The 24498-nt window shown below is 47.1% G+C and carries 28 protein-coding genes; 27 read left to right on the plus strand and 1 reads right to left on the minus strand.

Going from position 1 to position 24498, the window contains the following annotated elements:
• The first annotated feature begins 22 nt into the window (after positions 1 to 22).
• Both TES5_RS06810 and TES5_RS06815 read left to right on the plus strand, forming a co-directional pair.
• Positions 23 to 376, plus strand: a complete 354-nt coding sequence (locus TES5_RS06810) for a Spx/MgsR family RNA polymerase-binding regulatory protein (protein ID WP_068561108.1) — start codon at positions 23 to 25, stop codon at positions 374 to 376.
• Positions 377 to 393: 17 nt separating this feature from the next.
• Positions 394 to 750 (plus strand): glycine cleavage system H family protein, encoded by a 357-nt coding sequence (locus TES5_RS06815; RefSeq protein ID WP_068561109.1) that lies wholly within the window; start codon positions 394 to 396, stop codon positions 748 to 750.
• A gap of 298 nt (positions 751 to 1048) precedes the next feature.
• Here the strand turns inward: TES5_RS06815 and TES5_RS06820 are convergent, their stop codons facing one another.
• Positions 1049 to 1774: a gamma-glutamyl-gamma-aminobutyrate hydrolase family protein gene (locus TES5_RS06820; RefSeq protein WP_068561110.1), complete on the minus strand. Its 726-nt coding sequence runs from the start codon at positions 1772 to 1774 to the stop codon at positions 1049 to 1051.
• A gap of 255 nt (positions 1775 to 2029) precedes the next feature.
• On the opposite strand from TES5_RS06820, the gene sufC reads away from it, so the two are divergent.
• From sufC to TES5_RS06940, 25 genes are all read left to right on the plus strand, one after another.
• Positions 2030 to 2803, plus strand: a complete 774-nt coding sequence (sufC, locus tag TES5_RS06825) for a Fe-S cluster assembly ATPase SufC (RefSeq protein ID WP_068561111.1) — start codon at positions 2030 to 2032, stop codon at positions 2801 to 2803.
• Between the two features lie 11 nt (positions 2804 to 2814).
• Positions 2815 to 4107: a Fe-S cluster assembly protein SufD gene (sufD, locus tag TES5_RS06830; protein WP_068561112.1), complete on the plus strand. Its 1293-nt coding sequence runs from the start codon at positions 2815 to 2817 to the stop codon at positions 4105 to 4107.
• Positions 4104 to 5339, plus strand: a complete 1236-nt coding sequence (locus tag TES5_RS06835) for a cysteine desulfurase (RefSeq protein ID WP_068561113.1) — start codon at positions 4104 to 4106, stop codon at positions 5337 to 5339. The genes sufD and TES5_RS06835 overlap by 4 nt, the downstream gene beginning before the upstream one ends.
• A complete protein-coding gene (gene sufU / locus TES5_RS06840; RefSeq protein WP_068561114.1) occupies positions 5326 to 5811 on the plus strand; it encodes a Fe-S cluster assembly sulfur transfer protein SufU in 486 nt (161 codons plus the stop codon). The genes TES5_RS06835 and sufU overlap by 14 nt, the downstream gene beginning before the upstream one ends.
• Complete coding sequence (gene sufB, locus TES5_RS06845; RefSeq protein ID WP_068561115.1) at positions 5808 to 7202, plus strand: Fe-S cluster assembly protein SufB; 1395 nt, start codon at positions 5808 to 5810, stop codon at positions 7200 to 7202. The genes sufU and sufB overlap by 4 nt, the downstream gene beginning before the upstream one ends.
• A gap of 497 nt (positions 7203 to 7699) precedes the next feature.
• The gene (locus TES5_RS06855) at positions 7700 to 8491 is read left to right on the plus strand and encodes an amino acid ABC transporter permease (RefSeq protein WP_068561117.1); all 792 of its coding nucleotides are present in this window, start codon (positions 7700 to 7702) and stop codon (positions 8489 to 8491) included.
• Positions 8488 to 8628, plus strand: coding sequence for a hypothetical protein (locus TES5_RS15545; RefSeq protein ID WP_232309305.1), 141 nt, complete (start codon positions 8488 to 8490; stop codon positions 8626 to 8628). Before TES5_RS06855 ends, TES5_RS15545 begins: the two co-directional genes overlap by 4 nt.
• A gap of 19 nt (positions 8629 to 8647) precedes the next feature.
• The gene (locus tag TES5_RS06860; RefSeq protein WP_232309306.1) at positions 8648 to 9307 is read left to right on the plus strand and encodes a transporter substrate-binding domain-containing protein; all 660 of its coding nucleotides are present in this window, start codon (positions 8648 to 8650) and stop codon (positions 9305 to 9307) included.
• Between the two features lie 15 nt (positions 9308 to 9322).
• Positions 9323 to 10033, plus strand: coding sequence for an amino acid ABC transporter permease (locus tag TES5_RS06865; protein ID WP_068561118.1), 711 nt, complete (start codon positions 9323 to 9325; stop codon positions 10031 to 10033).
• On the plus strand, positions 10030 to 10776 hold the full coding sequence (locus TES5_RS06870; RefSeq protein ID WP_068561119.1) for an amino acid ABC transporter ATP-binding protein: 747 nt from the start codon (positions 10030 to 10032) through the stop codon (positions 10774 to 10776). The genes TES5_RS06865 and TES5_RS06870 overlap by 4 nt, the downstream gene beginning before the upstream one ends.
• Before the next feature lie 13 nt (positions 10777 to 10789).
• Complete coding sequence (locus TES5_RS06875; RefSeq protein WP_068561120.1) at positions 10790 to 12010, plus strand: aminotransferase-like domain-containing protein; 1221 nt, start codon at positions 10790 to 10792, stop codon at positions 12008 to 12010.
• Positions 12011 to 12021: 11 nt separating this feature from the next.
• Positions 12022 to 12993, plus strand: a complete 972-nt coding sequence (locus TES5_RS06880; protein WP_068561121.1) for an NAD(P)-dependent oxidoreductase — start codon at positions 12022 to 12024, stop codon at positions 12991 to 12993.
• Positions 12994 to 13019: 26 nt separating this feature from the next.
• Positions 13020 to 13772, plus strand: a complete 753-nt coding sequence (locus TES5_RS06885; protein ID WP_068561122.1) for an amino acid ABC transporter ATP-binding protein — start codon at positions 13020 to 13022, stop codon at positions 13770 to 13772.
• A 12-nt stretch (positions 13773 to 13784) separates the two neighbouring features.
• Positions 13785 to 14978 carry an MFS transporter gene (locus tag TES5_RS06890; protein ID WP_068561123.1) on the plus strand — a complete coding sequence of 398 codons (1194 nt, stop codon included), beginning with the start codon at positions 13785 to 13787 and terminating at the stop codon, positions 14976 to 14978.
• A gap of 95 nt (positions 14979 to 15073) precedes the next feature.
• Positions 15074 to 15517, plus strand: coding sequence for an Lrp/AsnC family transcriptional regulator (locus TES5_RS06895; RefSeq protein WP_068561124.1), 444 nt, complete (start codon positions 15074 to 15076; stop codon positions 15515 to 15517).
• 452 nt (positions 15518 to 15969) lie between these two features.
• On the plus strand, positions 15970 to 16551 hold the full coding sequence (locus TES5_RS06900; RefSeq protein WP_068561125.1) for a sugar O-acetyltransferase: 582 nt from the start codon (positions 15970 to 15972) through the stop codon (positions 16549 to 16551).
• A 501-nt stretch (positions 16552 to 17052) separates the two neighbouring features.
• Entirely contained in the window at positions 17053 to 17418 is a 366-nt protein-coding gene (locus TES5_RS06905) for a nuclear transport factor 2 family protein (RefSeq protein WP_068561126.1), read from the plus strand.
• Between the two features lie 57 nt (positions 17419 to 17475).
• Positions 17476 to 17595 carry a DUF1211 domain-containing protein gene (locus tag TES5_RS15550; protein WP_232309307.1) on the plus strand — a complete coding sequence of 40 codons (120 nt, stop codon included), beginning with the start codon at positions 17476 to 17478 and terminating at the stop codon, positions 17593 to 17595.
• Between the two features lie 46 nt (positions 17596 to 17641).
• Entirely contained in the window at positions 17642 to 18055 is a 414-nt protein-coding gene (locus tag TES5_RS06910) for a hypothetical protein (RefSeq protein WP_232309308.1), read from the plus strand.
• Between the two features lie 165 nt (positions 18056 to 18220).
• Entirely contained in the window at positions 18221 to 18859 is a 639-nt protein-coding gene (locus TES5_RS06915) for an NAD(P)H-binding protein (RefSeq protein ID WP_068561127.1), read from the plus strand.
• Positions 18860 to 18928: 69 nt separating this feature from the next.
• A complete protein-coding gene (gene zwf, locus TES5_RS06920; RefSeq protein ID WP_068561128.1) occupies positions 18929 to 20467 on the plus strand; it encodes a glucose-6-phosphate dehydrogenase in 1539 nt (512 codons plus the stop codon).
• Between the two features lie 318 nt (positions 20468 to 20785).
• Positions 20786 to 21370, plus strand: a complete 585-nt coding sequence (locus TES5_RS06925) for a TetR/AcrR family transcriptional regulator (RefSeq protein ID WP_068561129.1) — start codon at positions 20786 to 20788, stop codon at positions 21368 to 21370.
• A gap of 130 nt (positions 21371 to 21500) precedes the next feature.
• Positions 21501 to 22508: an NADP-dependent oxidoreductase gene (locus tag TES5_RS06930; RefSeq protein ID WP_068561130.1), complete on the plus strand. Its 1008-nt coding sequence runs from the start codon at positions 21501 to 21503 to the stop codon at positions 22506 to 22508.
• A 27-nt stretch (positions 22509 to 22535) separates the two neighbouring features.
• Positions 22536 to 23381, plus strand: a complete 846-nt coding sequence (locus tag TES5_RS06935; protein ID WP_068561131.1) for an alpha/beta fold hydrolase — start codon at positions 22536 to 22538, stop codon at positions 23379 to 23381.
• Between the two features lie 344 nt (positions 23382 to 23725).
• Complete coding sequence (locus TES5_RS06940; RefSeq protein WP_068561132.1) at positions 23726 to 24472, plus strand: SDR family oxidoreductase; 747 nt, start codon at positions 23726 to 23728, stop codon at positions 24470 to 24472.
• Positions 24473 to 24498 lie beyond the last annotated feature (26 nt).

The following is a 24498-nucleotide window of genomic DNA, read 5'->3' on the forward strand; positions in this document are numbered from 1 at the left end:
CTAAACCCAAGGAGGCACTTATATGATCACAATTTACCAACATCCCCAATGCTCGACCTGCAAAAAAACGCGCACTTGGTTCGACGAAGAAGGCATCGCCTACGAATTGAAGGACATCCGCGAAGAGCGTCCCGATCGTGAAAGCATCCGCCAAGCAATCGCATCCGGCAATTTGACGCTTCGCCGTATGTTCAACACGAGCGGGAATCTGTACAAGGAAATGCAACTGAAGGACAAACTCGACAGCATGGAACTTGAAGAAGCGCTTGACCTGCTGGAATCGGACGGCATGCTGATCCGCCGGCCATTCGTAACGGACGGCACGCAGATCACGGTCGGCCACGACGAAGAAAAATTAAGCACGACCTGGAAATAAGCGAAGGAGGGAAAAACATGACTGAAAATACAGTGAAATACAGTGAGAACGGCTTCTGGATCAAAAAGGAAGCGGACAAATACATCGTCGGCCTATCCGAAAAAGGCCAGGACGATCTGGGCGAAGTCAGCTTCATCGATCTTCCTGAAACGGGCGCAATCAAAACGACCGATACGCTGATCGGCGTCGAAGCCGCTAAAGCGATGACCGACTTGGCTTCTCCATTTGCCGGCACGATTACGGCAGTCAACGAAGCACTGGAAAACAATCCGGAGAATCTGAACAGCACCGATGCAACAATGAACTGGATCGTCGAGCTGACGGATGTATCTGCTGAAGCTTTCGAAGCTTTGCCGAACGAATCCGGACTTTAGAAGAATGTGAAAAGATGAAAAGGCAAGCATGCGGACATCGTGTCCGAGTGCTTGCCTTTTTGATGTTCAATTGTATTCCGGCGAAGGCCGGGTCGGCCGGAGGAGCCGGCCAGGAACTGTTCTTTTCTCCTGTGAGAGGGATTTAGCCGGAGGAAAACGGATTATCCTGTGCGATCCTCCGGCGAACGTTTCCTCACCGGAGGACGCGAAACTATTCCGCCACCAACTCCGGCCAAGGTTCCCTCGCCGGAGCTGGTGACCCGAAACCCGAGACCCGAATCCGAAAACCGAAATCCTCCTAGCGCGCAGCCCGCGCGACCAGATCCTCAAAGAACAGACGCATGTTTTTAGCTTCCGGTATCATCGTCTCCGGGTGCCATTGGATGGCGAGGATGCTTTGTTCCGGATCAGTCGCTTCAACGGCTTCAACAAGACCATCAGGGCTGTATCCGACCGGCTGCAAACCTTTGGCAACAACTTTCAACGCTTGATGGTGGAAGGAATTCACCGACAGTTTTTCACCGACCAGTTCGTGGAGGTGGCTGCCTTCCATCACGATGACGGAGTGGGTCGCATATTTGAAGTCGGTCTTTTGTACATGCTGGATGCGCATATCCGGATATTCATGCGCAAGGTCCTGATATAAGCTGCCGCCCATCTGAACGTTCAGGATCTGCAAGCCGCGGCAGACGGCCAGGATCGGTTTCTTCTGTTTCAAAGCTTCCTCCACGAGCGCCATTTCGAAGTCGTCGCGCAAAGGGAAGGTCGCGCCGATGTGCAGGCTCGGTTCTTCGCCGTAAAAATTTGGGGAAACATCTTGTCCCCCAGTCAGCAGCAGTCCGTCGATTTTAGCGATATAGTCGGCTGCCGTTTCGGGGGCGCCGATGGGAATGATCAAAGGATTACCTCCCGCGGCCTGTACGCCTTTCACGAATCCGATGGGTGTGTAGGCGACGGAAATTCCTGAGAAAGCAGGGACAGCCTCCAGTAATTGGTTGCCGGTGATGCCGATCAATGGTCTCATATATGATGTCTTCCTTTCTTTCTTGGCTGATTTTCATCATTTTACATCATAATCGTGAATATGGGAAAGAATCGTTCTTATGAGTGGACAAAATCGGTCGATAGTTTATAATGATTATAAATTGAAAAGAAGTATCGTTGATTAATGGGGTTTTCATAATGATTCCATTGCGAAAGGTTTTCAATTGGGTTAAAATAGTCGTAGTGTCAATAATGTAGGTTCGATTAAAATATATAGATTGTGAGGAGTTAATTTATGTCTACTTTAGAAATAATAGATCTGCATGTCTCCATTGAGGATAAACAAATTTTGAAGGGCGTCAACCTGGTGATGAACACCGGTGAAATCCACGCCATCATGGGGCCGAACGGTACAGGTAAATCGACTTTGTCACAAGCAATCATGGGTCATCCGAGCTACACAATCACAAAAGGCCAAGTTCTCTTGGACGGCGAAGATGTGACGGAAATGGAAGTCGACGAACGCGCACGCGCAGGCCTGTTCCTGGCGATGCAATATCCGAGCGAAATCGCCGGCATCACAAACGCTGAATTCATGCGCGCAGCCATCAATGCCCGCCGCCCGGAAGACGACAAAATTTCGGTCATGAACTTCATCAAGAAATTGGACGAAAAAATGGAAATCCTGAACATGCCGGAAGAAATGGCCGAACGCTATTTGAACGAAGGCTTTTCAGGCGGAGAAAAGAAACGCAACGAAATCCTGCAACTGATGATGATCGAACCGAAATTCGCGATTCTTGACGAAATCGACTCCGGTTTGGATATCGATGCTCTGAAAGTCGTTTCCAAAGGCGTCAATCTGATGTCCGGTCCTGACTTCGGCGTCCTGATCATCACCCACTACCAACGTCTCTTGAATTATGTACACCCTACATTCGTCCACGTCATGATGGACGGCCGCATCGTAAAATCCGGCGACGCCAGCTTGGCGAAACGTCTGGAAGCGGAAGGCTACCGCGGTATCCGCGACGAATTAGGTCTAGATATCCAATTGGATGAAGAATAGGAGGACGTCACATGCTGAACGAAGAAAAAACGTCCTTGTTGGATGCGGTTCGCCTGTTTTCCATTGAAAAGGAAGAACCGGAATGGATGCGCAATAAACGTTTGAAATGGCTTGAAAAATACGAAGAGCTGGCTTTACCATTGATGGAACGCATCAGCTACCACCGTTGGCCGCTGTTTGAAACGACCATCTCCGCCGGTGCATACGGCGAGGAATTGGTGAACAGCCAAGGTCTCCAATATGATTTGGGCGACACACCGAAAATCGTACAATACGGAAATGTGACGCTGATGGAGCAATTACCGCAGCATTTGATCGATCAAGGCGTCATTTTCACCGATTTATACACAGCCGCTCAGGATTATCCTGAACTGGTCCAAGAATACTATATGACGACAGCCGTGAAACCGGAAGAAGATCGTTTTACTGCTTTCCACACAGCCTTCATGAACAGCGGCGTCTTCCTTTATGTGCCGAAGAACGTCGTCATCGAAGAGCCGTTGGAAGCTCTGTTCATCCAAAACTCCCATGTGAAGGAAAGCTTCGTCAAACACGTGCTTTTGGTCGCTGACGTGAACAGCTCCGTCAAATACGTGGAGCGCTATGAAACTGAAGGCAATGAAAAGAACAGCGCCAACATCATCGTCGAAGTCATCACGAAAACCGGCGCGCAAGTCAAATTTTCGGCAGTCGACACGCTGGGCGAAAACACATCCGTCTACATCAACCGCCGCGGCCACCTGTTGAAAGATTCCTCCATCGAGTGGGCGATCGGCGTCATGAACGATGGCAATGTCATCTCCGATTTCGATTCCGATCTGATCGGCGAAGGCTCCCACAGTGAAATCAAAGTCGTGGCTGTTTCCACCGGCAGACAAGTGCAAGGCATCGATACCCGCGTCACGAACTACGGCAAGCACTCGATCGGCCATATTTTGCAGCACGGGGTCATCATGGACCGTTCGACTTTGACTTTCAACGGCATCGGCCACATCATCAAAGGCGCGAAGGGTGCAGATGCGCAGCAAGAAAGCCGCGTGCTGATGCTGTCCGATAACGCCAGAGGGGATGCGAACCCGATCCTGTTGATCGACGAGAACGACGTCACAGCCGGCCATGCCGCCAGCGTCGGACGCGTCGATCCGGAAGAGATGTTCTATCTTCTTTCCCGCGGTATCCCTAAGGCAGAAGCAGAACGTCTGGTCATCCGCGGATTCCTGGGTACGGTCATCGCGGCCATCCCGGTCAAAGAAATCCGTGACGGTTTGGTGGAGATGATCGAAAGGAAGTTGATGAAACTTTGATCGATGCAAAGAAAATCAAACAAGACTTCCCGATCCTTTTCCAGACCGTAAACGACGAGCCGCTGATTTATCTGGACAATGCGGCCACTTCCCAAAAACCGAAACAGGTGCTGGAAGCCATCCAACACTATTACGAGCATGACAACGCCAATATCCACCGCGGCGTGCATACGTTGGCGGAACGCGCGACTTCAGCTTACGAAGCCGCCCGCGAAAAGCTGCGCCGCTTCATCAATGCCGCTTCAGAAAAGGAAGTCCTTTTCACCCGCGGCACGACAACCGGCCTGAACTGGGTTGCTGTCGGCTTCGGCGATCTGATCGTCGAAGAAGGCGATGAAATCTACATCACGCCGATGGAACACCACTCCAACGTGGTTCCTTGGCAACAGTTGGCTAAACGCAAACAGGCCAAATTGGTCTACTTGCCGCTAACAGAAGACGGCTTCGTCGATGTCGAAAAATCGGCGGAAGTCATCACAGCAAAAGGCAAAATTCTGTCGGTCTGCCATTCCTCGAACGTGTTGGGAGTCACTAACCCGATCAAGGAACTGGCCGCATTGATCCACCAGCACAACGGCTACATCGTCGTGGACGGCGCCCAATCGACGCCGCACATGAAAGTCGATGTGCAGGCATTGGATGCCGACTTCTACGCTTTCAGCGGCCACAAGATGCTCGGTCCTACCGGGTCCGGCGTGCTTTACGGCAAGGAAGCCTTGCTTGAAAAGATGGAGCCAGTCGAATTCGGCGGCGAAATGATCGATTTCGTTTATGACCAGGAAAGCACTTGGAGTGTCCTGCCTTGGAAATTCGAAGCGGGCACACCGAACATCGCCGGCGGAATCGGCCTTGGAGCTGCCGTCGACTATCTGGAAGCGATCGGCATGGATGCCATCGAAGCCTATGAAAAGGAAATGGTGCGCTACGTACTGCCGAAACTGCAGGCGATCGAAGGCATCACTGTCTACGGTCCTGCCGATCCGGAAAAGCACACGGGTGTCATCACTTTCAACCTGGAAGGGATCCATCCGCATGACTTGGCTACGGCTTTCGACATGGAAGGCATCGCTGTCCGCGCCGGCCACCATTGCGCGCAACCGTTGATGCGTTATTTGGACGTATCCTCGACAGCCCGGGCGAGTTTCTATTTCTACAACACTTTCGAAGAGGCCGATCAATTCATCGCCTCCTTGCATAAAATAAAGGAGTTTTTCAAAGATGGCTTTATCTAAACTAGAAAACCTATACCGCCATGTCATTCTTGACCACTCCAGTCACCCGCACAATTACGGCACCTTGGAAAACGCCGACGAACAGATCGAGTTGAACAACCCGACCTGCGGCGATGTCATCACACTGCAATTGGCGATGGACGGCGACACGATCACGGCCGCGAAATTCTCCGGTCACGGCTGCAGCATCAGCACAGCCAGCGCCAGCATGATGACCGACGTTGTCATCGGCAAGACGAAGTCAGAAGCAGTGGCTTTGGCGGAAGAATTTTTCCTGCTGGTCCAGGATAAAATCGAGCCGAATGAAAAACACCTTGGCGAAGCGATCGTCCTGAACGGCGTCGCAAAATTCCCTGCCCGCATCAAATGCGCCACTTTGGCTTGGAAGGCTTTGGAAAGAGCGATTATCCAGGACAAAAAAGAAAAAGGGGAAGAACAAGCGGAATCCCCGCATGAAGGAGAGATTGTATGAGTGAAGTACCAGTAGTTGACGATTATAAATTTGGCTTTCATGACGACGCAAAAATCATCTATTCCACCGGTAAAGGACTGACGGAAGAAATCGTCCGGGAAGTATCCGCATCAAAGGATGAACCGGAATGGATGCTGGATTTCCGTCTGAAATCATTGGAAGCCTACAGAAAAGCAGGGTTGCCGAAATGGGGGCCGGATCTATCCACTCTCCAATTCGATGACATCACCTATTTCCAGAAAGCCACCGATAAAGTTGCCCGGACTTGGGATGATGTGCCGGACGAAATCAAGGAAACCTTCGAAAAAATCGGGATTCCTGAAGCCGAACGTGCATACTTGGCCGGCGTAACGGTCCAGTACGAGTCGGAAGCCGTCTACCACAACATGAAGGACGAGTTCGAGAAATTGGGCATCATCTTTACCGATACAGATACAGCCCTGAAGGAATATCCGGAAATCTTCAAGGAACATTTCGCCACTGTTGTACCACCGACAGATAACTTCCAAGCAGCCTTGAATTCGGCCGTTTGGTCCGGAGGTACGTTCATCTATGTGCCGAAAGGTGTCAAATGCGATGTGCCGTTGCAGACTTACTTCCGTATCAACAACGAAGGCTCTGGCCAATTCGAACGCACGTTGATCGTCGTCGACGAAGGCGCCAGCGTCCACTATGTTGAAGGCTGTACTGCACCGACTTATTCCGCTGACAGCCTGCATGCCGCAGTCGTTGAGATCATCGTGAAGAAGGATGCTTACTGCCGCTATACGACCATCCAAAACTGGTCCGGAAACGTCTACAACTTGGTTACGAAACGTGCAGTAGCCCTGGAAAATGCGACCATGGAATGGATCGACGGCAACTTGGGTGCCAAAGTGACCATGAAATACCCAAGTATCTTCCTGAACGGCCGTGGCGCCAAAGGAACGATGCTTTCCGTAGCATTCGCCGGCAAAGGCCAACTGCAGGATACCGGCGCGAAAATGATCCACAACGCACCGTACACGTCCAGCTCGATCGTCTCCAAGTCGATCGCCAAAGACGGCGGGGCAGTGAACTACCGCGGACAAGTGAAATTCGGCAAGAAATCGGAAGGATCAATCTCGCATATCGAATGCGACACGATCATCATGGATGACATCTCCACTTCTGACACAATCCCGTTCAACGAAATCCACAACGGTAGAGTCTCCCTGGAGCACGAAGCGAAAGTTTCCAAAATCTCTGAAGAGCAGCTTTACTACCTGATGAGCCGTGGCCTCAGCGAGTCCCAAGCGACCGAAATGATCGTCATGGGCTTCGTGGAGCCATTCACCAAAGAACTTCCGATGGAGTACGCAGTCGAGTTGAACAGACTGATTGCTTATGAAATGGAAGGGTCAGTGGGATAATACACTAATAAAGAACCGCAAACGTTGATGTACTGACGTTTTCGGTTCTTTTTTGCACTTTCCGGTAGATTTGGTTTTAAACCTGAAATTTGAAAAGGGCCTCACCTCCGGCGAAGGGCCCTTCGACGGAGATCAACACCGAAAATGGATCCTCATCTCCGATGAGGACCGCGCAACCGGAGGAGGCGGTCAAAATGGGATCGGATCTCCGGCGAGGAGCCGGCAACCGGAGAAGAGCAGGAAAAACGAACCCGATTCTCCGGTTGTCCTGCAAAGATAGCAATCCCCCTCCCACTTTTCTCACAAAATAATCTAACCATGGTTACGCTTCATTTTTTATTTTCATAATCAAAAGCACGATATTTACGAATTAAAGTATCAAGAAGGCACAACATATTGTGGAAGCAGCGGATAGTAAGGTATTCTATTGGAAATTCAAGAAGTTCAGAAAGTTCTGACAGTAATGAATTTAACGAAATGTGAGAGGAGGGAATAAAATGTCAAGTTTCTTTAGTTGGGATCTAGTGTGGGAATTTTTTCCTAAAATTCTCAGTGCGTTGCCCGTGACATTGTTGATTGTAGGCATTGCGACTTTTGTAGGCTTGGTGTTGGGAAGTTTTATTGCGTTCATACGGGTGGAAAAAATACCGATATTGAATCAACTAGCCGCAGTATTTGTTTCCTTTATTCGCGGGACGCCGATTCTAGTCCAGCTATACATCGTTTATTACGGTGTGCCCAGCCTCTTACAGGCGATCCAAATTGATGTGTCATCATGGGACAAAATTATTTTCATCTACATTACCTATGGATTGAATACCGCAGCGTTTCAATCTGAAACCATCCGGGCCGCAATCTTGAGCGTACCCATTACACAGAAAGAAGCAAGCATCGCTTGTGGATTGACGAAGTCGCAAATGTACCTGCGTGTTATTCTTCCGCAAGTTGTTGTCGTGGCGTTACCCTCGTTTGGCACAACGACCGTCGCGTTGTTGCAGGATACATCTTTGGCATTTACGATCGGAATCGTGGATGTGGTAGGAAAAGCGCGGGCCATTGGTGCCGTGACCTACCACACGTTGGAAGGCTACGTTGGCGCGGCAATTCTGTTCATTACGTTGAGCATTATTCTTGAAAGAGTCTTTGACGTGTTGGAGAAACGGATGAATTTCACAGAAGCAAAAAAATCGTCATTCCAACTACCAAGATTATTACTTATTAAAAATAAAGAGGTTCAAATCAAAAAGGTTAAAAAAATCGAGACAAATTTGAAGGAGGAATTATTATGAAACAATCAACAGTGGGTTTTGGAGCAAGTTTATTGATGGCAGGGGTTATCTTGGCTGGATGCGGCAGCGGCTCTGCTGAAACCGAGAGCGCCGCAGACAGCGGGGCAACAGAGAATCAAAGTAGGTACAGGGAATGAAGCTCTGCCTTATGCTTATTTGGATGAAAATGGCGAATACGATGGCTATGATGTCGCTGTAGTGAAAGCCATTGATGAAAAACTGACGGAGTACACGTTCACATTTGAAGGTGCGGACTTCCCGACAACTTTGTCGAATCTGGAGAGCGGCAAAGTTGAGATGGCGGCCTATGAATATGAAGTGAACGCAGAACGCCAAGAAAAATTCGTCTATGGGGATGTCGGTTACGTAGTGTGGGATACGTACATCGTTTCGGATCCGGATGCAGGAGCGGTTTATGAGTCCTTCGACGATCTTGCCGGGAAAAAAGTTTATGCCACAACTGCGACGAACCAAGCAGCAATGGCTGAAACCTATTTAGAAGAAAACCCGGGTGCTTTCGAATTGGTTTATGGCGAATATAACAATGAGCAGATTGTCCAAGCAATCACTTCCGGAGCAGTGGACGCGAGCTTAGCGCCGAAATATCAAGTCGACAACTGGAACAAATCCTTCAGCGAAAATTTAGCGATCGGCAGTGAACCAGTCCACAACTCAGATGCATACCTGCTGTTCAACAAAGAAACCGACCAAGCCTTCATTGATGCCGTGAATACAGCGTTAGAGGAATTAAAAGCGGATGGAACCATTAAAGAACTTTCCGAAGAATATCTAGATGGTGATTACGTTCCAGAATAAGAAAGGATGAGGGCCATGAGTTTCAAATTTGAGGTGATGATCCAATCATTGCAAGTAGCAAGCCAATACATCGGCACAACATTATTCATGGCCATCACAGCGATCATCATCGGCGTTATTTTAGGGTTAGGGATAGCGCTGATCCGGCTGTATCGCATCAAAGGACTGAGCCAGTTTTTCCAAGTGGTTGTCACTTTGTTGAAAGGCATTCCGATGGTATTGATTATTCTCGCGCTTTACCTGATCGCTTCCAAACAGTTTGATGTTTGGTCGGAATCCATGAACTGGTCGCTGCGGTTCAGGGATTTCAACATGGTTTGGATCGCCATTTCCGCACTGAGTCTGTTGGCCACGATCAACAGCAGCGAGATTTTCCGCGGTGCCTTCGCGGCTATCAAAAAAGGCCAGTTCGATGCCGCCAAATCGATGGGCATGACCAACCTGCAGACAATCCGCCGGGTGCTGCTTCCCCAGGCAATCCCGATTTCATTACCGATGTTCAGCAATTTATTGATCAGCTTGATTAAGGCTTCATCCTTAGCCTCGATGGTCAGTGTCGTCGATGTCTTTGCAGCCGCGAAGATCACAGCCCAGCAAAACTACCGCTTCCTGGAAGCCTATGTGGCGGTTGCGGTTATCTACTGGGGCATCAGTCTGGTGATCGAGAAAGGTGCGCAAATCCTTGAACAGCGCATGACCCGTAAATTGAGGAGGGCGATTTTATGATGGAAGTACGCAATATCCACAAACGCTTCGGCAAGCAGGAAGTCCTCAAAGGCATCGATATGGATGTCGCCAAAGGGGAAGTTGTAACCCTTCTGGGGCCAAGCGGTTCCGGCAAAACGACTTTTCTCCGCTGTCTGAATTTTTTGGAACGGGCAGATGAAGGCAGCATTCTCCTGGGAGAGACCGAAACGATCGTTAACAAAGCGAATCCAAAAGAGATTTTGACGCATCAACGCCAAACCGCGATGGTCTTTCAAAATTATGCGTTGTTCCATAACAAGACAGCGCGCGAAAACATCGTGATGCCGCTGTTGCTGACGAAAAAAAGAACCAAGCAGGAAGCGTACGAAGTGGCGGATGCCTTGTTGGAACAAGTGGGACTGACAGAACGCAAAGATTTTTATCCCAGCCAATTATCCGGTGGCCAGCAGCAACGCATCGGAATTGCGCGTGCCTTGGCGCTGAATCCCAAAGTGATCTTGTTCGATGAACCGACCTCAGCGTTGGATCCGGAATTGGTCGGACAAACGCTGACGCTCCTGCGGGACATCGCAGAAACTGGCGCAACGATGGTGCTGGTGACGCATGAGATGAAATTCGCTTATGAAGTCTCGGACAAAATCGTCTTTATGGAAAACGGCCTAGTGGTTGAACAAGGGTCACCCAAAGCAGTGTTTGAACAAACAAAAGAAGAGCGGACCAAAGCCTTTTTGGCCCGTTTCACAACTCAAATGGCTAGATAGAGGAGGAAAACAGATGGGATATCGTTTCGCAAATCGTATGAAGGAACTGAAATCATCCCCTTTACGGGAGAATGCAAGTAAAAACATGGAGCTTAAAGATGTGATTTCATTTGCTTACGGCTTTCCGCCGGTGGAAGCTTTTCCGATGGAGACACTCCAAAAAATTTCGCAAAAATTATACACGGAAGTCGATCCGGAAACATTTTTGCAATATGGCGCGTCCGAAGGCTATCCCTTATTGCGTAAGCTGGTCAAAGAACGGTTGGCGGCAACCGCTAATCTTCATAACGAAGAACAGGTGTTGATTACATCGGGTTCCACTCAAGCGATGGATATCGCCGTGAAAGTCCTGTGTGATGAGGGAGACGTCGTGTTGTGCGAAGAACAAACCTTTTCAGGGGCGGTGAATGCGATCAAAGGATACGGAGCCATTCCTGTACCGATCCCGATGAACGTCTCAGAAGAATCCGTCGATTTGGAAGCACTGGAAGAGCTGTTGCGTTTTGATCAGCGCATCAAGTTCATCTACCTCATTCCCACGTTCCAAAATCCATTGGGAACATCGATCCCTCTGGAAAAACGCCAAGCGATCTACAGCTTGGCCCGAAAATATGATGTGCTGATATTCGAAGATGACCCTTACGGAGATCTCCTGTACTACGGCGATCCGATCATGAAGCTGAAGGAAATGGATACGGATGGGCGCGTCATGTACGCGGGTTCGTTTTCCAAAATTTTGGCACCGAGCGCACGCTTAGGCTTCATTATGGCGCCGGATGCAATCATGGAAAAACTGGCTTTGGCCAAGCAAGTCTCCGATTCCCACACCAATTTTTACTGGCAAGTGATGTTGGCGGAATTCATGCAGAATCATCAGTTTGAAGAACATGTATCGGAGTTGAAGCTGTATTATAAGGGGAAATTTGAAGCAATGATTGCCGGTCTGGAAGCATTGCCTGAAGACAAAATTCAATTCATCAAACCGACCGGCGGCTATTTTATCTGCTGCAAAATGTCGGACGAATTGGATCCGGAGACATTCTATACGGCATTGGACGAAGCCAAAGTCGCCGTTATCCCGGGAAATATAATGAGCGTGGCGCAGGAAGGCTACGACCGTTATTTCCGCTTGAATTTCACCAAACCGACACTATCGGAAATCGTGGCTGGTGTCAAAGTAATCGGTGAAGCTTTGGAACAAGCGACACCCGCATCGTACAAACAAGTGATTTGAGGAGGTCAAATATGAGACTGATTTATTATGGAGTCAGCGCTGACGAAGAAAAATTCATCAAACGCTGGAGTTTCAGCAACAAAATACCCGTGACCATCATCAATGAAGGCATATCCAGCGAAAATGTCCATTTTGCCGGCCCGCACGATGGAGTCTGCCTGTATCCGAGTCCGGAAATGCGCCAAAGCGAGCTGCTTTACCGCAAGCTGCGGGAACAAGGGATCCACCAATTGTCGATCAAATCAACAGGGGTGGATGGCGTCAACTTCGAATGGGCGCAGAAATACGGTTTGACAGTGACGAACGTTCCTTCCTACAGCCCCACTTCAGTCGGTCATTTTGCGATCATGTCCATTTTGATGGTGCTGCGGAATATCCCGACCGTGCTGCAAACAAATCCATCCCGCAAAACAACAATCGGTCGGGAACTGCAGGATGTGACAGTCGGCATCCTGGGGACAGGCCGCATCGGTTCTGTAGTCGCAGAAGGGATCCATGCTTTGGGCGGTCGTGTGATCGCCTCAAGCTCAAAAGAAAATCCGCGCTTGAAAGGGAAAGTCAGCTATGTTTCTTTTGAAGAACTGTTGGAAGAGTCGGATGTCCTTTCTATCCACATTCCTTTATCCGATAAGTCCACGCATCTTTTTTCTGAAGATACTTTTGAAAAAATGAAACCTGGTAGTTGTCTTGTGAACACAGCACGCGGAAAAATCGTCGACACCGAAGCGCTTATCCAAGCTTTGGCAACCGGAAAACTGGCGGGTGCGGCCTTGGATGCGTTGGAGGACGAGGAGAAATATTTTTCCATCGGTTGGGAAAAGAACCCGTATTATGCCCGCTTAATGGCCTTCCCGAATGTGTTGATCACACCCCATATTGCCTACCATACAGAATTGGCCGTGCAAGAAATTGTTGAGACCTCGTTGAATAATGCGCGGGATATCATAACAGCAGGAAGTTCGCGCAACACGATTTCACTTTGAGAACCAAAAGGAAGGAGGAGATGACGATGATCCAGGCGCAAATAACAGGACTGAAAAAAAGTTTCGGAAAGAACGTAATATTGAAAAACGTGGGTATGACCATCAATAAAGGCGAAGTTGTCTGCATTATCGGACCGAGCGGATCGGGAAAAACCACCTTCTTGCGTTGTTTGAATCTCTTGGAAAGGCCGGATGCAGGCATGTATGAACTCGGCGACCTTCGATATGACCTCAGTCGTATCGGTTCGCATCAGAGCCGGGAAATAGCCAGAAAAACAGCGATGGTTTTTCAATCCTATGAACTGTTCAGCCATATGACGGTTCTGCAAAATGTGATGGAAGGATTGGTTACACCCCGGAAAGTCCCGAAAAAACTGGCAGAAACGATTGCCACTTCCGTCCTGAAAAAAGTAGGGATGGCAGACAAAGCAGGGATGTATCCGATTCAACTATCCGGCGGGCAGCAGCAACGGGTCGGAATTGCCCGTGCGATGGCGTTATCTCCAGAACTTCTGTTGTTCGATGAACCCACATCGGCCCTTGATCCGGAACTTGTCGGAGATGTGTTGAATGTGATGAGGCAATTGGCTGACACGGGTCAAACGATGATCATCGTCACCCATGAGATGCAATTCGCACAAGAGGTGGCTGATAAAGTTGTATTTATGGCTGATGGGGTAGTTGTTGAAGCAGGCACACCAGCGGAAGTTTTTGATGATCCTAAACAAGAGCGGACAAAACAATTTTTGATGCAAGTTCGTTTCAAAACAGCAGTCTGAGAGGGATGACAAGTGGAATATACGGAAGTAAAAAGCAAGATTTGGACCAAGGATTTCCTTTTGGTCAACAGCATCACGTTTTTGACAATGACGGCAATCACGACCCAAATGGGAACGTTACCCCTCTACGTGACTGCCCTGGGTGGGTCTAAAGCGGTTGCCGGAAGCATCGTAGGAATTTTAGGCATTTCGGCTTTATTTTTCCGCTTGCCGATCGGAATATTATTGGACCGATATGGTCGCAGACTGTTGCTCACGATCGGGTTAGGCATTCTTTTCATCGATTTCGCCTTATTGAATGTGCTGCAGACGCTCCTGATGCTGTTTTGTCTGCGATTGATCCAAGGCATCGGCAACAGCATCCAAGCGACAAGCGCAGCGACGATGGCGGCGGATTTGATCCCAAAGGAACAGTTATCCGTCGGCTTGGGCTACTTCAGCATCGCCCAAGCAGTCCCTGGCGCAATCGGACCTTTGCTGGGGTTGGCGGTGGTGGAAACATACGGATTCCAGGCCTTGTTTCGGGTGGCGCTATTGTTGACAAGTGTCGCTTTTGGTTTAAGTTTTTTCTTGAGTGCGGAGTCGCCAAGAACGCTATTTTTTGGAGGAACACAAAAGACGAAGAGCGGAGCGATTGAAGCATTGTCCGTCATGAAGAATCGAGGCGTTACCTTTCCGAGTCTGATCATGTTTCTGATTTGCTTCGCGAATTCAGGTGTGATTGCATTTATCGCGCAGTTTGCAATCGAAAAGAATATAAGCGGAGCCGGCTACTACTTTACGGTGATGACGGTCATCACGGTTCTGATTCGTTTTCTCTTCCCCCGTATGATGAATCGCATCAATCAAACGTTTTTGATTTGCGGCAGCATCCTGAGTATCAGTGCAGCGTTTGGGATACTTGCTTATGCCGATGATCTTGTCCATCTTCTTTTAGCGGCTACTCTTTATGGAATCGGCTTTGCTAGTTTGCTGCCGGTCATGAATACGATTGTTTTGCAAAGTATTTCAGACCAAGAACGCGGACGCGCGATAGCGATTTTCTCGGCAGCTCTGGATGTAGCGTACGGCGGAGGGGCAATGCTTTGGGGCATCATCGCCAGTGTGTTCGGGTTTCAAGTCATGTACCTCTTCTGTGGAGGATTCGGACTGGCAGCGCTGTTTGTGTACCTATTTTTTGATGGCAGGAAGAAGCAAATGTCATAAAGCATGACACATCTTGTGAGCCCCACCTTGCAACTCTTATCATTTCTTACTAAAATTAAGAAAATGATGAGAAATGTTAGGGTGGAGGGGTCATTATGGATGCATTAGATCGGAAAATTTTGAATATCATGCAAAAAAACAGCAGGATTACTGTCAAACAGATTGCAGAGGAATGTTTCATTTCGTCACCTTCCGTATCTGTGCGTTTGCAGAATTTGGAAGGCCTTGGATATATTCGTACCTATCAAGCTATTCTGGACCATCAGAAATTAGGCTTTTTAATCAAGGCCTATGTGAATTGTGCAGTCCCGGCAAAGGATAAAAAAGATTTTTACCGTTACATCGAAGAAATCCCCAATGTCGTGGAATGCGACTGCATTACCGGTGACTACTCAATGTTATTGAAGGTCTACTATTCCAACACTATCGAACTTGACGAATTCATTAACGACCTACAACGCTTCGGCGATACGAAAACGCATATAGTCTTTTCAACAAATGTCGGTCCCCGTGGCCTTCAGATCCAAGTAAACGAATAAGCAAAAACGCCGAGAATCATTACCGGCGTTTTTGTTTTTTTTTTGTGTGTGGCGTGGGGGTCCCGTACCTCCGGCGAGCGACCGGCTGGCCGGAGGACAATACCGAAAACAACAGTCATCTCCGATGAAGCCCGCTCCACCGGAGGTGGGCGGGGAAATGTAGTCTGTCCTCCGGCTAGGGCTGCTTCGCCGGAGCAGAGCAAGAAAAATAGACCGGTCCTCTGCGTGCCGTTCAAGCAAATGAATCCGAATTTCCCAGAGAGGCTCGCCTCACAAAGAAAAAACAACGTTACTGGATTTGATTCACCGGCGAGGGTCGGTTCAACGGTAACCCGTCCGTCCTATACATAATAGGTATAGGAAAATAATGATTTTAAGCATTAGACATACTTGACCAGTACGTTTATAGTACAGTTAGAAATTAAAGCACAAATATTGAAGGAGGGTAATTGTTGGTAACAGATCAGAAGCAACCAAGAATTTTACAACAAGCGTTGAATGGAGAACGAATAGTGGCTAACGATCCGCAGCTTGCACTTATTAGTGAAATGGTTTCCTTAAACGATAAATTACTGGCAGAATTTAATTCTGCCAACGACCGAACGACAGCTAAATCACTGTTAAATCAGATTACAGGAAAAATTGTGCCTGTTTCATCAACTATAAAGGCACCATTTCAAACTGATTTTGGTCGTCATATTTTTGTTGGTGAAAATGTATTTATAAATCGGGATTGCATGTTTGTTGATTTAGGTGGTATTTACATTGAGGATGATGTATTGATTGGACCTCGAGTCACATTAGTTTCCGTTAATCATGTGGAAGACCCAAAACAGAGGCGAGACTTGCTTCCAAAAGCCGTGCTTATTAAAAGTAATGCTTGGATTGGAGCGGGCGCCACTATTTTGCCCGGGGTTACTGTTGGCAAGAATGCGATAGTTGGTGCTGGTTCAGTCGTCACAAAGAATGTTCCTGACAACGCGGTAGTTGCGGGAGTTCCCGCAAAATATATTAGAGAGATCCATATTGATTGAGCCCAGTTTATGACGAAGAAAATTAATATATTTCAAAAAGCAATCTTCTTGATTGCTTTTTTTTGGTAAAGAAAAACACTGTCCAGAAAATGCTACATTTCTGGACAGTGTGACTAGTGATTTTTAACTTAATTGCGTAAACAAAGTAAGCCTGAGATATTAAGATAAAGTCTTCCCTTATGCCAACTTGCGTGTTTCGCAGATCAGGAAGTGGGAATTTCTTGTTTGGATGACCCAAGTGCCCTCAAATAAATGCGAGTAGGTGTCGTTGTAGAGAATGCGATGTTAGATAAAACGCGTTATAATTCTTATTGAAGAGAGAGAAGAAAGCTACCCGACAATGATCAGATTTGCCAAGAAGCATACGCCAACACTATCTGACCCGTTACATCAAAAATGGTCATTGATCGTTTACTCTTGACTTGGAGTCAACTCCAAGTTCTATAATTGCACTAATCATAAAGATTTGACGACTATAGAAACAGGAGAAGAGGAAAAAACATGGACGAACAACAAATTATTGAATTGTACCGCGCTGTGAATCAAGCGATGGTTGCCAAAGACATAGACAAACTGGATCGCATTCTTGCAGACGGCATGTATCTGGTCCATATGACGGGATATGATCAGACTAAAGACGAATGGTTTGCACAAATCAGAAGCGAACAGATGCGCTATTATTCAACCAAAGAAGAGAACATCAAGGACATCAAGATCGAGGGCAACAAAGCCAGCTTCATCGGGCAAAGCAGAGTGGATGCGCGCATCTATGGCTCAAGGCACACTTGGAGACTTCAAGTCAAAAATTATTTTGAAAAACGGAACGGGGAATGGATCATTGTTCGGCAAGAGGCCAGCACGTATTAAAGCTTGCTAAGTTTCAGCAGATTTGATCTACCAAGATTATCAAAAGGGGAAATGAATATGGATAAGGACAGATTGATCGCTTTTACGGACGCAATTCTGGCTATCATCATGACTATTCTGGTTTTGGAGTTGAAGGAACCGGAGACCCTCAGTTTGCAAGGATTGTGGGCGCTGTAAGGCAGTTATTCGACCTATACACTTTCCTTCTTTTGGATTTGAGACGATGTGGATCGGCTTGCACAATGAATGGCAGGACGTAAAAAAAATATCCATACCGGTCATTTGGTACAGCCTGTCCATCCTCTTCTTCTCATCGCTCTTTCCTTATGTGACGAAGATTGTCAGCAATCATTTCGATGATTCCTCTGCCCAAGGGCTGTATGGCGTCATTGTAGTGCTGACCACTTTAAGCAATATCTTATTGAGCGATTCGCTGGTGAAGGCGAATGCTGAAAATGAGGTGCTCCGGAGAAAAATTTCCTTCCGGAAAAGGTGGCTGACCATCGATCTGCTGATAAAAGGCATTGGCTTCATTATCGCCATTACCGTCTATCCGCCTGCGATGATGATCAGTGTTCTGTTGGTTGCGGTATTTCTGGCCCTGCCCGCGCACATGAAAGAGGTAGAACATCTGTAAGAATAGCACTTCCTGATTATCAGGAGGTGTTTTTCTCGTTTTATAACTTGAATTCAGTGACGTCCATTTGAAAAGAACAGCTCTATTGGAAAGTTTGCGATTGACTTGGAGTGAACTTCATGGTCTACACTGAGGATATCGAGTATATGAAAAGGGGAATTTGACATGAAAATATTGATTTTAGGAGCCGCAGGACAAATCTCAAAAATGTTAATCAACAGATTATTGCAGGAAACCGATGCAGAATTGGTTCTGTATGCCCGTAATGCGAACAGACGAATCGCCAACAGTGACCCGAGCCGAATCACGATCGTCGATGGGGATTTCAATGATTCCGCTAAGTTGCTGGAAGCTATGGAGGGTGTCGCGATAGTTTATCTGAATGACATGAATTCTCCGGAAGCTACCCAAACGATTGTGGATGCCGCCAAAAAATCCGGCGTTGCCAAAATAATCGCGGCCACGATTCTTGGGATTTATGACGAAGTGATCGGCGAGTTCGGGAAATGGAATGCCAGAATGGTCGGCCGTACCGGCACAAACCGCCACAAAGAGTCGGCGAAAATCATTGAAGATTCCGGGATTGATTTTACATTGCTGCGCTTGACTTGGCTTTACAATCAGGAAGACAATGAAAGATATATGGTTAGCCAAAAAGGCGAACCTTTCATCGGCGCCCAAGTTGCCCGCCAAGCGGTTGCTCGACTGATCATGGACATCATTGAAAATCCTGCTATCTATTCAAACAAAAGCCTGGGCGTCAGCGAACCCAACACAGATTTCCCGAAACCATCCTTTTATTAAAAATGTTTTTGATTTTTTAGGTGTTTAAATTCTCCAAGAGTAAAGGAACTTTCTGCTAATCATGGTATTATGGAAATATTAAGTAACGCAGGAGGCGATAGAGTGGTAAAAACAAATCCAGTATTGATTGTTTTATTCGGAGCGACAGGTGATTTAGCTCAAAGAAAGTTATATCCTTCATTTTTCCGATTGTTTCGAAGCGGTGCGTTGGCAGAACGTTTCGCAGTGATCGGGACGGCAAGAAGAGAATGGAGCGACGCGCATTTTCGGGATGTTGTTTCGGATTCTATTCAATCATTCCAGCCGACAGACGCGGAAAAAGCTGCCTTTTTAAGCCACTTTTATTATCGTGCGCATGATGTTTCCGATGTGGAGCATTATGTTCACCTCAAAGAGTTGGCTGACAAATTGGATGACAAGTATGATTTAGAACAGAACCGCATGTATTATTTGGCGATGGCACCGCAATTTTTCGGACCGATCGTGACGCATCTGAAAGGGCAACAAATCGTGACGGACAAAGGGTTCAACCGCGTCGTCATCGAAAAGCCATTCGGGATGGATTATGCATCAGCCGAAAAATTGAACAATGAAATCACAAAAGTGTTCCCGGAAGAGGATATTTTCAGGATCGACCACTATTTGGGTAAAGAAATGATCCAAAATATTTTGGCCGTCCGTTTGACGAATCCGTTCCTTGAACCCTCGTGGAATCGTGAGTACATCGAAAATGTTCAGATCACTTTTTCCGAAGAACTGGGCGTGGAAGAACGCAGTGGCTACTATGACCATAGCGGCGCCCTGAAAGATATGGTCCAAAACCATATTCTGCAAGTACTGTCTTTGCTGGCGATGGAACCATTAGCTTCCGTATCGGATGCAAATATCCAAACAGCGAAGATTAAAGCCCTGAATGATGTGCGTGTCTATTCACCGGAAGAAGTCCGCGAAAACTTCGTGAGAGCGCAGTATGCGGCAGGCCGTTTGGGTGATGATGGATTTGTTGCCTATCAAGAAGAGCCGAATGTCGCAAGCGATTCGAGGACGGAAACGTTTGTAGCCGGGAAGTTCATGGTGGATAATCCACGCTGGAAGGGTGTGCCTTTCTATGTGCGCACCGGCAAACGGATGACGGAAAAAGGAACGCGCGTCAATATCATTTTCAAAAAAGTTCCTGTGAATCCGTTTGATGCTGAGAAGGATGTTCCGGCAAACGATCTGACCATCTACATCCAGCCGACAGAAGGCTTTGCTTTGACCATGAACCGGAAAGAAATCGGTCAAGGATTCAATACGCAGCCGATCAAATTGGAATACCGCCACGACAGCGAAATGATGGAGAATACGCCGGAAGCTTATGAACGGCTGACTTACGATGTTATTTTGGGTGATGCAACCAACTTTGCGCGTTGGGAAGAAGTTGCACAATCCTGGAGAATCATTGACGCAATCCGCGAAACGTGGGACAGCGACAATGAAGAAATTCCGAAGTATGCGGCAAGGACAATGGGACCAAAAGAAGCATTTGATTTGTTGAAAAAAGAAAACCACGAGTGGGTCTGGACACCGGATGAGTGGTACCGCGAACGCGGATTGTTGAAGGGATAGATTCGGTATCGATGTGGGGATGGCTCTCCTCCGGTGAAGGGCTGCTAGCCGGAGGAGATTGAAGATACCGGGGCTGTTCTCCGGTGTGAACCGATCAACCGGAGAACAGTCTAACGTACGGATTCCCAACTCCGGCCAAAGCCGCTTAATCGGAGAACAGCGAAAAAATTAATAGAGGAGTGCTCACCAACCAGTTGAGCACTCCTTTTTGTGGTTTTCGGTAAGCTGATTTTCTTTACGGATTAAATGAGAAGTGGTATTGTGTATTGAGAACGTTCATTCTAGAAACGGAATCGGATTTTGAAAGGGGGAAATAATTTGGCTAGAAGTAAAGAATTTAATGAAGAAGAGGCCCTGGATAAAGCGATGGAAATCTTTTGGAAACAAGGATATGAAAAAACGTCGATCCAGGATTTGGTGGATCAGATGGGGATTCATCGCCGGAGTTTATACGATACGTTTGGAGACAAACATTCTCTTTTTGTACAAACTTTGGAACGCTATGAATCGCTGATCGCTGCTCAAATCACCAATCAGATTACAGAAGAGATGACCACTGTCGAATCCATCAGAAAAATATTTGAACTGGCCGTATACTCTGATAATGCCTCTCCGAAAGGGTGCTTGATGGTCAACACGGCAGTTGAGTTGTCTTTGCTTGATAATGAAATTTCTCAAAGAATAAAGTCCGCTTTTAAGCAGACTGAAAATTTGATAGCGGATCTGTTGATCAGAGGACAAGCAAGAGGGGAAGTTTCAAGTTCATTTGATAGCAGCGAACTCGCACGTTACATCCATAATGCCCTTATTGGTGTCAGGGTTTTAGTGAAAACGACGTCAGATCCCCAAGAGTTGGAGTCAACGATCGATTTGACGCTATCGATATTGAAAAACGATCAATGATGATGGTGATTACAAATTTTGTAGAAGCAAATAAATTTGTAATCACCGATCATCCATTTTTTTGGCTCTTTTGAGAATGGTCGTTCTCGAATGGCGTCATCATCGGTATATAAATAAAGGAGACATGAATATGAAAGCAGTTCAAATCAAAAAATACTCGAAAAAAATTGAAACAGAAGTTGTAGAAATTCCTATCCCGGAGATTGGTGATCACGAGGTTTTAGTGAAAGTAAAGGTAGCGGCGGTCAATCATTTGGAAATCCTGAACATCACTGGCAGCGTCAAATTAATTCAAGATTACGATATGCCTTTAACGATCGGCAATGAGTTGACCGGTGTCATTTCTGAGGTCGGAAAACTTGTTTCAAGATTTAAGAAAGGCGATACGGTCTATACACGACTACCGTTGGACAAAATAGGCGCTTTTGCTGAATATGTCGCGGTGGATGCTAAAGCAATCTGGCATTTGCCTAAGAATCTTGATTTTGTTACAGGGGCGGCTGCACCATTGACTGGCCTGACTGCGTATCAAGGCCTGCATGAAGAACTAAATGCTAAAGCCGGGCAAACGGTCTTCATTCCTGGTGGGTCAGGGAGTTTCGGACAAATGGCTGTTCCGATAGCTAAAGCCATGGGACTGAATGTCATTGTATCGGGGAATCCATCTGCTCGTGAACAGCTACTCGCTGCCGGTGCGACTCAATACATTGATTATACAAAAGAAAATTATTGGGAAATTCTAAAGGGAGTGGATTTTGTCATTGACACACTCGGGGCTGCTGAATTCGATCGGGAATTATCAATCATCAAACCTGGAGGTAGACTGTTGAGCCTGCGAACAGGTCCAAATAAACAGTTTGCAAAAGACCATGGATTTCCAAAGTGGAAACAACTGCTGTTCGCTCTGGCAGGGGCGAAATTTGATAAAAAAGCTAAAAAACATAGCATTGAGTATCGTTTTATATTTGTTCGTTCTGAGGGTTCGCAGCTGCAAGAAATTTCAAAAATTATTGAAGAAAATAATATTATCCCGGCTGTCGATCCGACTGAATTTACGCTAGACCAAGTAAATGAAGCCTTGCGTCTGGTAGCGAGTGGACATCCAAAAGGGAAAGTTGTCATCAGGGTTTCCGAATGACAAAAAAAGAAAGGAGGACGTATAAGTATGCGAGAATCTGAGACCTATATTCATGCCCCAAATAAAAGCATCCGAACGGCTAATGGAATAACCTATGTGTACCGTGAGTTAGGGGGAAAAACAGGGATTCCCATTGTTTTCTTCACGCATCTATCAGCGAATCTCGATAACTGGGATCCAAGAATAATTGACGGCATCGCAAAACAGCATTGGGTGATTACATTCGATAACACAGGAGTAGGCCTATCCAGTGGACAAGTTCCCGGTACGATAAAAGAAATGGCCGAAGATGCGATTGCTTTTATCAAGGCACTAGGATTTAAGCAGATCGATATTCTGTCCTTTTCGATGGGTGGGATGATCGCTCAAGAACTCTTAGAACTGGAACCAACTTTGATTAGAAAAGTAATTCTGACCGGAACGGGTCCTCGTGGTGGGAAGGGGATTGAAAATGTTACGAAGATTTCCAATCAGGATTTAGTGCGGGCCATTTTCACATTAAAAGATGTAAAAACATACTTATTCTTTACGCGCACACTAAATGGCAAAAGAAAAGCAAAAGAATTTCTGGCAAGAATCAAGGAACGGAAACATATTCGAGACAAAATGATCAGCTTAAAGGGATACCTTACACAACTGAAAGCAATCAATCGTTGGGGGAAATCAACTCCAGCGGACCTTTCAAAAATAAAGCAACCGATTCTAGTCGTTAACGGTGAAGCTGACCGGATGGTACCGACCGAGAACTCCTATGATCTGGTTCAACGCCTCCCTAACAGTAAACTTGTGATATATAAAGATGCCGGTCATGGCGCAATCTTTCAATACCATGAAGAATTCACAAAAGAAGTGTTAGCATTTTTAAATAAGTAATCCTTGGGCTCTCCTCCGGTGAAGGGCTGCTGGCCGGAGAAGGGCTGAGATACCGGGGCTGTTCTCCGGTGAGGATCGGTTAACAGGAGAACAGCGAAACGAACAAGATCTTATCTCCTGCAAAGGCCCCTTCACCGGAGATCACCGTTCTGAAGTCAGCCAAACATTTTGAACTTTCCAGCTTCTGTCTCTTGACTTCACCTTGAGGTTAAGGAGTAAGGTTCTAATAAGCCTAAAAAAGCACCCGGTGGTATAATAAAAATGGATAAACAGTTGTCAGATGCAGAAAACCGTTTTTCGATTCTTTATTGATACTCCGGGTCAGAATGGAAAGGATGAAGATAATGGCAATCAAAGACAAAGTAGTAATCATCTCGGGAGCTTCTTCAGGAATTGGCGAGGCGACAGCCCGACTGTTGGCAAGCAAAGGAGCCAAGTTGGTTTTGGGCGCGCGCAGAGAAGAGCATTTGCGGAAATTGGTTGATGAAATCGTCCAGGCCGGCGGGGAAGCTGTTTACCGTGTTACGGATGTCACCAAAATCGAGGATAACCACAAGTTGGTCGAACTGGCAAAAGAAAAATTCGGAAGAGTGGATGTCATTTTCCTTAATGCCGGCGTGATGCCGAACTCGCCGTTATCGAAGTTAAAAACGAAGGATTGGCATCTGATGGTGGACGTCAACATCAAAGGCGTTCTGAACGGGATCGAAGCGGTCCTCCCAGAATTCACGAAACAAAAATCCGGTCACGTGATCACCACCTCGTCCGTCGCGGGTCTTAAAGCCTATCCGGGCGGAGCGGTTTATGGCGCCACGAAATGGGCAGTCCGCGATCTGATGGAAGTGTTGCGCATGGAATCTGCGATGGAAGGCACTAACATCAGAACCGCCACGATCTATCCGGCCGCCATCAACACGGAATTGCTGGAAACGATCAGCGACGATAAAATGGCCAAAGACATGGGAATCATCTACAAACAATACGGTATCAGCCCGGATCGCGTAGCCAATGTGGTCGCCTTCGCGATCGATCAGCCTGAGGATACGAACGTCAACGAATTTACAATCGGACCGACGATTCAACCTTGGTGATAAAAGTCAGTAACAGCAAGCCTTCT

It is taken from the genome of Trichococcus sp. ES5 (assembly GCF_900067165.1).
Classification (GTDB): domain Bacteria; phylum Bacillota; class Bacilli; order Lactobacillales; family Aerococcaceae; genus Trichococcus; species Trichococcus flocculiformis.